General features: G+C 71.7%; 5 protein-coding genes. 3 read left to right on the top strand and 2 right to left on the bottom strand.

Going from position 1 to position 7652, the window contains the following annotated elements; all coding sequences use genetic code 11:
- The first annotated feature begins 244 nt into the window (after positions 1-244).
- Positions 245-886, top strand: a complete 642-nt coding sequence (locus ACF088_RS11675; RefSeq protein ID WP_392375478.1) for a superoxide dismutase — start codon at positions 245-247, stop codon at positions 884-886.
- Positions 887-1033: 147 nt separating this feature from the next.
- Here ACF088_RS11675 and ACF088_RS11670 read toward each other — a convergent pair whose 3' ends face one another.
- On the bottom strand, positions 1034-1678 hold the full coding sequence (locus ACF088_RS11670) for a DsbA family protein (RefSeq protein WP_392375476.1): 645 nt from the start codon (positions 1676-1678) through the stop codon (positions 1034-1036).
- A gap of 129 nt (positions 1679-1807) precedes the next feature.
- Between ACF088_RS11670 and pepN the strand changes: the two genes are divergently transcribed.
- Both pepN and ACF088_RS11660 read left to right on the top strand, forming a co-directional pair.
- Positions 1808-4411, top strand: a complete 2604-nt coding sequence (gene pepN / locus ACF088_RS11665; RefSeq protein WP_392375474.1) for an aminopeptidase N — start codon at positions 1808-1810, stop codon at positions 4409-4411.
- 124 nt (positions 4412-4535) lie between these two features.
- On the top strand, positions 4536-5558 hold the full coding sequence (locus tag ACF088_RS11660; protein ID WP_392375473.1) for a hypothetical protein: 1023 nt from the start codon (positions 4536-4538) through the stop codon (positions 5556-5558).
- Positions 5559-5625: 67 nt separating this feature from the next.
- Here ACF088_RS11660 and ACF088_RS11655 read toward each other — a convergent pair whose 3' ends face one another.
- Entirely contained in the window at positions 5626-7371 is a 1746-nt protein-coding gene (locus ACF088_RS11655; protein ID WP_392375472.1) for a TIGR03767 family metallophosphoesterase, read from the bottom strand.
- Positions 7372-7652 lie beyond the last annotated feature (281 nt).

The raw sequence follows: 7652 nt of genomic DNA, 5'->3' as shown, positions 1-7652 counted from the left end.
CCGGTGCGGGTCCCCGGCCGCCGGGGGGGGGGGCGGGGGGGGGGGGGGGGCCGCCGGGGGGGGCCCCGGGGGGGGGGCCCCCCCCCCCCCCCCGGCCCCCCCCCCCCCCCCCCCCCCCCCCCCCCCCGCCTGCGTCTTTGGGACCAGGCCGGTGCCGGTGACCGGCCGACGAGTACTCCTGCTGATAGCGTGCTCTTGCACATCAATTGCAATAAGAAGTCGTAAGCAGTTGGAGAGGCTCGGCATGGCCACCTACACACTTCCTGAACTTCCGTACGACTACTCGGCGCTGGCCCCGGTCATCAGTCCCGAGATCATCGAGCTGCACCACGACAAGCACCACGCGGCCTATGTGAAGGGTGCGAACGACACCCTGGAGCAGCTCGCCGAGGCGCGCGACAAAGACGCGTGGGGCGCCATCAACGGCCTGGAGAAGAACCTCGCGTTCCACCTCTCCGGCCACATCCTGCACAGCATCTACTGGCACAACATGACCGGTGACGGCGGCGGCGAGCCGCTGGCGAAGGACGGCGTGGGCGGGCTGGCCGACGCCATCGCCGAGTCCTTCGGCTCGTTCGCGCAGTTCAAGGCCCAGCTGACCAAGGCCTCGGCCACCACCCAGGGCTCCGGCTGGGGCGTGCTGGCCTACGAGCCGGTCTCCGGCCGGCTGATCGTCGAGCAGATCTACGACCACCAGGGCAACGTCGGGCAGGGCTCGGTCCCGATCCTGGTCTTCGACGCCTGGGAGCACGCCTTCTACCTGCAGTACAAGAACCAGAAGGTGGACTTCATCGAGGCCATGTGGCAGGTCGTGAACTGGCAGGACGTCGCCAAGCGGTACGCAACCGCCAAGGAGCGGGCGCACAGCCTCCTGCTGGCGCCGTGAGGCACGGTCCGCCGCACAGTCGTCCTGCCTCGTGATCGTCTTCTCACCGCTCACCCGGCAGGCGGAATGAGGAATGGCCCCCGCGAGGACGTGACTCGCGGGGGCCGTTCCGGTTGGACAGGGGGCTTCCCCCGCCAACGCGGGGGCTCACTCGAAGCTCGGCCCTGCCGTCCGGGTCCGCTTGATCTCGTAGAAGCCGGGGATGGACGCGACCATCAGCGTCCCGTCCCACAGCCTGGCGGCCTCCTCGCCCTTGGGGGCCGGGGTGACGACCGGCCCGAAGAAGGCAATCTGCTCGCCGTCGTGCCCCGGGACGGCGATGACCGGCGTGCCGACCTCCTGACCCACCAGGTCGATGCCTTCCTTGTGGGAGGCGCGCAGCTGGGCGTCGTAGGTGTCCTTGCCGGCGTACTCGATCAGGTCGGCGGGCAGGCCCACGTCCTTGAGGGCGGCGGCGATGCTCTCGGGGGTCACCCCGAGGCCCTCGTTGTGGATGCGGGTGCCGAGCGCGGTGTAGAGCGGGCCCACGACCTCGTCGCCGTGCAGCTGCTGCGCGGCGATCACCACGCGGACCGGGCCCCAGGCCTTGCCGCCCGGGACCATGTTCGCGCGGTACTCCTCGGGCAGTTCGTCGAGCTTGTCCTCGTTCAGCACCGCCAGGCTCATCACATGCCAGCGCACCTCGACCGGACGGACCTTCTCCACCTCCAGCATCCAGCGGGACGTCATCCACGCCCAGGGGCACAGCGGGTCGAACCAGAAGTCGGCAGGGGTCTTCGCGGTGTCGGACACGGGGGTCTCCTTATGAGAGCGGTGCTGGGTCGGGGTTCACGATGCTGCTCCGTGGAAGGTTCAACCGACGGCGGGCGTGCCATGATTCCCGTTGTTCGATATTCGAGACGAGGACGAGGGAGTCACGCCGTGCCAGGTGAGAATCTGTCCCGGGACGAGGCGCAGGAACGGGGCCGGCTGCTGCGCGTCGACGCCTACGACGTGGCGCTGGACGTCCGCTCAGCGGTCGCGTCCGGTCCGGAAGCGGAGACCTTCCGCTCCCTGACGACGCTGCGCTTCCGCTGTGCCGAGCCCGGCGCCTCGGCCTTCGCCGACCTGCTGGCGCCGTCGGTCACCTCCGTCACCCTCAACGGCCGGGACCTCGACCCCGCGGCGGTCTTCGACGGCACCCGGATCACGCTGGACTCGCTGGCCGCCGAGAACACCCTGGTCGTCGACGCCCGGTGCGCCTACAGCCGGACCGGTCAGGGCCTGCACCGCTTCGTGGACCCCGAGGACGGCGAGGTCTACCTCTACACCCAGTACGAACCGGCCGACGCCCGCCGGGTTTTCGCCAACTTCGAACAGCCCGATCTGAAGGCCCCGTTCACCTTCGAGGTCACCGCCCCCGAGGGCTGGCGGGTGCTCAGCAACGGTGCCCAGGAGGGCGGGGCCGAGGGCGGGCGGCACCGCTTCGCGACGACCGAGCCGATCTCGACGTACATCACGGCCGTGGTCGCCGGCCCGTACCACTACGTCTCCGATGTCTACCGGCGTACCTTCGAGGACGGGACGGAGCTGGAGATCCCGCTGGGCGCGCTGTGCCGCAAGGGCCTGGCGAAGCACTTCGACGCGGACGACGTCTTCACCATCACCAAGCAGGGCCTGGACTTCTTCCACGACCACTTCGACTTCCCCTACCCCTTCGGGAAGTACGACAGCGCCTTTGTCCCGGAGTACAACCTCGGGGCCATGGAGAACCCGGGCTGTGTCACCTTCCGCGAGGAGTTCATCTTCCGCGGGAAGGTCACCGAGGCGTCCTACGAAGGACGGGCCAACGTCATCCTGCACGAGATGGCGCACATGTGGTTCGGCGATCTGGTCACCATGCAGTGGTGGGACGACCTGTGGCTCAAGGAGTCCTATGCGGACTTCATGGGCGCCTTCGCGCTGGTGGGGGCGACGCGTTTCACCAACGGCTGGATCACCTTCGCCAACCGCCGTAAGTCCTGGGCCTACCACGCCGACCAGCTGCCCTCCACCCACCCGGTCACCGCCGACATCCGTGACCTGGAGGACGCCAAGCTCAACTTCGACGGCATCACCTACGCCAAGGGCGCATCCGTCCTCAAGCAACTGGTGGCGTATGCGGGGCAGGACGCCTTCCTGGAGGGCGCCCGGCGCTACTTCAAGCGGCACGCCTACGGCAACACCCGGCTCACGGATCTGCTGGCGGCGCTGGAGGAGACCTCCGGCCGGGACCTGGCGTCCTGGTCACGGGCCTGGCTGGAAACCGCGGGTGTCAACTCCCTCACCCCGCAGGTCACTTATGGCGCGCAGGGCCGGATCACCGAGCTGAGCATCCTCCAGGAGGCGGCGCCCTCGCACCCGCAGCTGCGGCCGCACCGGGTCGCGGTCGGCCTCTACCGGCGGCAGACCCTGTCCTCGGTGGGCGGGGACTCGGCACTGGTGCGCTACGCCCGCGCCGAGGTGGACGTGGACGGGCCGCGGACCGCGGTACCCGAGCTGGCCGGCCTCGAACGCCCGGAACTGGTACTGGTCAACGACGAGGACCTGACGTACGCCAAGGTCCGGTTCGACGAGGGGTCGCTCGCCACCCTGCGGGCCCGGCTCGGTGATCTTGCCGACCCGATGGCACGGGCGGTGTGCTGGGCCGCGCTGTGGGGCCTGACCCGCGACGGGCTGATGCCGGCCCGCGACTACCTCGACCTGGTAGGGCGGTTCGCCGGCCGGGAGACCGGCATCGGCGTGCTGCAGACGCTGCACGGACAGGCGCAGACGGCTCTGGAGCTGTACTCCGCGCCGGACCGCCGGGAGCAGGCCGCCCGGGAACTTGCCGAGGCCGCGCTGCACGAGCTGCGGCTGGCCGACCCCGGCAGCGACCATCAGCTCGCCTGGGCCCGGCACTTCATCGCCCTCGCCGCCACCCCCGCCGATCTCCAGCTGCTCCAGGGTCTGCTGGACGGCACCGCGAAGATCGACGGCCTGGACGTGGACCAGGAGCTGCGCTGGGCGGCCCTGGAGCCGCTGGCCGCGCACGGCCTCGCGGACGAGGCCGTGATCGGCGCCGAGCTGGCCCGCGACAACACCGCCTCCGGCAAGCGCCACCAGGTCCGCTGCCTGGCCGCCCGCCCCTCGGCCGAGGTCAAGGCCCAGGCCTGGGCACAGGCCGTGGAGTCCGACGCGCTCTCCAACGCCCTGGTGGAGGCGACGAACGCCGGGTTCGCGCAGTTCGGGCAGCGCGAGCTGCTGGCTCCGTACCGGCCGCGCTACTTCGCGGCGATCGAGGGGGTGTGGCGGGAGCGCTCCATCGAGATCGCGATGGAAGTGGTGCGCAGCCTGTTCCCGGCCTGGCTGGTGGAGCAGGACACCCTGGACGCCGCGGACGGCTGGCTGGACGGGCATCCGCAGGCCGCGCCCGCGCTGCGCCGGCTGGTCCTGGAGAAGCGGGACGATCTGGCCCGGGCACTCCGTGCACAGGCTTGTGACGAGGCGGCCGGACCGAGGCCGTAACCCCCGTGTCGACCAGCCCTTTTCGGCAGTCGAACGCCCGTACTTTAGTACAGGGTTGTCCGGTTTGTGGTACGGGCGTGTAACAGCGGTTAGGGGGTGGAGCGGGGGCGGGAATCGAGGGGTCATGAACCACGACACCCCGCTCTCCCCCCTCCCCCTCCGCCACCTCTCCGAGGCGCACTGCCGGGTGATGACCACCCGGCAGCTGCGTGAGCACGGCATCCCGGCGGCGGAGACCACCGCACGCTGCCGCCCCGGCGGCCCCTGGCAACAACTGCTCCCCGGCATCTATCTGCTGCACTCGGGGCCGCCCACCAGTGAGGAACGGCTGCATGCGGCCCTGCTGTACGCCAGCCACCGGGGGCCGGCGGTACCCCGGCAGGGCACCGAGTCCGGGGACGCCCCCGAGGCGATGATCACGGGTCTGGCGGCACTCGCCCTGCACGGCTTCACCGAGGCGCCCCCGCTGCTCGCCCTGGACCGCATCGAGGTACTGGTGGCCCGCACCCGCCGGCTGCGCTCGACCGGTTTCGCCCGGATCGTACGGACGGTGGAACTGCCCGTCGCGCAGGAGATCACCGGGGTGCCGGCCGCGCCGGTGCCGCGCGCGGTCGCGGACGCGGTCGGCACGCTCACCGACGCCACGACGGTGCGCCGGCTGCTGACCGAGGCGGTGCGCGGCGGCCACTGCGAGGCGACCTCGGTGGTGCGGGAGCTGAGCCGGGCCCGGCTGCTGACCCGGCCGCACGTGGTGGACGCGGTGGACACCCTGCTGGCCGAGGGCCGGGCGCTGGCCGAGCAGCGGCTCTATGCGATGGTGCGCGCCCACGGTCTGCCCGACCCGCTGTGGAACGTCGAGCTGCGGCTGCCGGGCGGGCCGCAGCTGGGCGGCGTGGACGCCTTCTGGCCGGAGCACGCGGTGGCCCTGGAGATCGACACCCGGGCACCGCGCCCCGAGGAGGACCCGCTGCAGTCGCCGTTCTTCCACAAGCGCGAGCATCTGGAGCGGCTGGGCATCACCGTCGTCCGCTGCCTGCCGCGCACCCTGCGCACGGCCCCCGAGCAGCAGGCCGCGGTGATCCGGACGGCGCTGATGGCGGCGGGGGACCGGGAGCCGAGCGCGTATGTGGCCGTGCTCCCGCGCTAGGTTCCGGCGGGAGCTTCGACGGCATCCCCTCGGGGAGCCCCCTGGCACGGGTGCCGTCCCGAGCCCGTCAGCGCCGCTTGAGCAGCAGCTCGACGTTACGGTCCCCGGCCGTGCCCGCCAGGTCCGAACGGGCCTCGGGTGCATTGAAGGACAGCTCGCGGTAGAGGGCCGCCAGCCCGGTCTGCGAGAGGTCGCTGAAGTCGGTGCGGTGCGGGGCGGCCGACTCGACCAGGGTGGTGAACAGGGACAGCGTGCCGTCGTGGTTGTCCACCAGCTCGATGACCCGGGCCAGCTGCGGGAAGTCGATGTGCGAGGCGGTGGAGATCTCCCAGAAGCTGCCGTGCGCGATGATGTCGTTCTTGTGGCTGTGGCCGTTGATCCAGCCGACGACACGGGGGTGGGCGGCCAGCACCTCCACCAGTTCGGGGCCGCCGTGCCGCTTCTCGTGCGGGCGGACCGGGTCGGGGCGGGTGTTGTTCATCGTCTTGCTGGTGTGGTGGCTGAAGACCAGCACATGGGCCTTCTCCCCCTTCTCGTTCTCCTGCAGCGTCCGCTCCAGCCAGCGCAGTTGGGCGTCACCGACCGAGCCGGTGTAGTGGCCGCCGGGGTCGGTGGTGTCCAGGCTGATCCCGAGGACGTCATCGGAGACCCGGAAGGTGTAGTAGAGGCGGTTTTCGTCGAGATGCGCGGAGGTGTAGCCGTGGCCGTGCGGACCGGGGCCGGTGTGCGCCGGGTCGAGGTGGGCGCGCAGATACTCGGCCCGGGTGAAGGGGGCGCGCCGCTCGTCGGGGGTGACCCTCCTGGCCTGCTTGGCGTGCGCCGTCAGCAGCCGCTTGAAGTCCGCCCCCTCGGGGTCGAGGCCGTCCTTGACCGCCTTCCAGACCTTTGCGGCCTCGGCGGCGGGCAGCGTCTCCAGCTTGCGGCCGCCGGTGGCGGTCTCGGTCCAGAAGGGGTCGCCGGGGGCATAGCACCCGCCCGGCAGCGAGTCGTGGTTACCGACCGTCGAGTACCAGGGCAGGTGCAGACCCGGGCTGTGGACGGTGCGGATCGCGGCCGCCAGGAACCCGTCCAACTGCGGGAAGCCCAGCGCCTTGTCGGCGTCGCGCAGGGCGCGCTCCGGCTGCCAGTACAGCTTCAGCCCGCTGTCCTGGACGCCTTCGTAGCGGCGCGGGTCGCCGGAGTTCGGGGTGATCCGGCCGCCGCTCATCGCGGTCAGGAACCACTCCAGCTCCAGCTTGGAGTTGTTGTCGGTGTTGTCGCCGGTGGTCATCACGAAGGACAGCGGGGCGCCGGTGGCGGGCCCGCCGGGCAGCGCATTGACCCGCTCGACCAGCGAGACGGCCCCGGCGACCGACAGCGCCTCCTGGGGCCGCCAGGCGCTGGCGGTCTCGGCGCGCAGGTACTCGTAGCGCAGCGGGCTCTGCACATCGACCAGATGCAGATCGGTGAACTGCACGAACGACGCCAGCGCGGTACGCCGCTGGTCGCGCCCGCCGTGCGCCGTGGCGAGGTCGGCGCGGACGACCCGGTCCCAGGCGGGGCCGTCACCGAGCCGGCGGTAGCCTCCGCTGCCGCGCGGGGCGGACACCCCGGCGAGGGTGGTGCCCCGGGTGTACGGCGTACGGGGGACGGCGGGGGCATCCACCGGGACCGGCGCGGCCGGGGCCGGGCCGGAGGTGACGGTGGCGGCCTCGGCCCGCCGGTCCGGGCCGACGCCGAAGGCGAGCCCGAGCCCGGTGGCGGCGCCGACCGCTCCGGTGGCGGTGAGGAACGTACGGCGGTCGAAGGTGGCGGCGGACCGTATACGGGACATACGCAAGGCTCCCCGGGTGCGAACGCAAAGGCGGCCGGGCAGCACAACTGCCCTGTCACCTGGGATGGTTGGCATCGGGGATGACCTGCGCGTGAACGCCATGGCAACGTGGAGAACCCATCACCGCACAGGGTTCCGCCGGTCACCTTCCGGCCATGGAGCCCTGCCCGGTGGTGCGGCCGGCGGTCACCGGCTGTTCACTCCGCCGGGTAACCGGACCGGTCCCGGACCACCCCCGACCCCCTCCCGGACCGCTCGCCCCGGGGGCCACACCGGGGGCC

This window comes from Streptomyces sp. NPDC015125 (genome assembly GCF_043080045.1).
Classification (GTDB): Bacteria; Actinomycetota; Actinomycetes; order Streptomycetales; family Streptomycetaceae; genus Streptomyces.
Note: the sequence above shows the minus strand (reverse complement) of the source record. Positions and strands in the feature narration are given on the sequence as shown.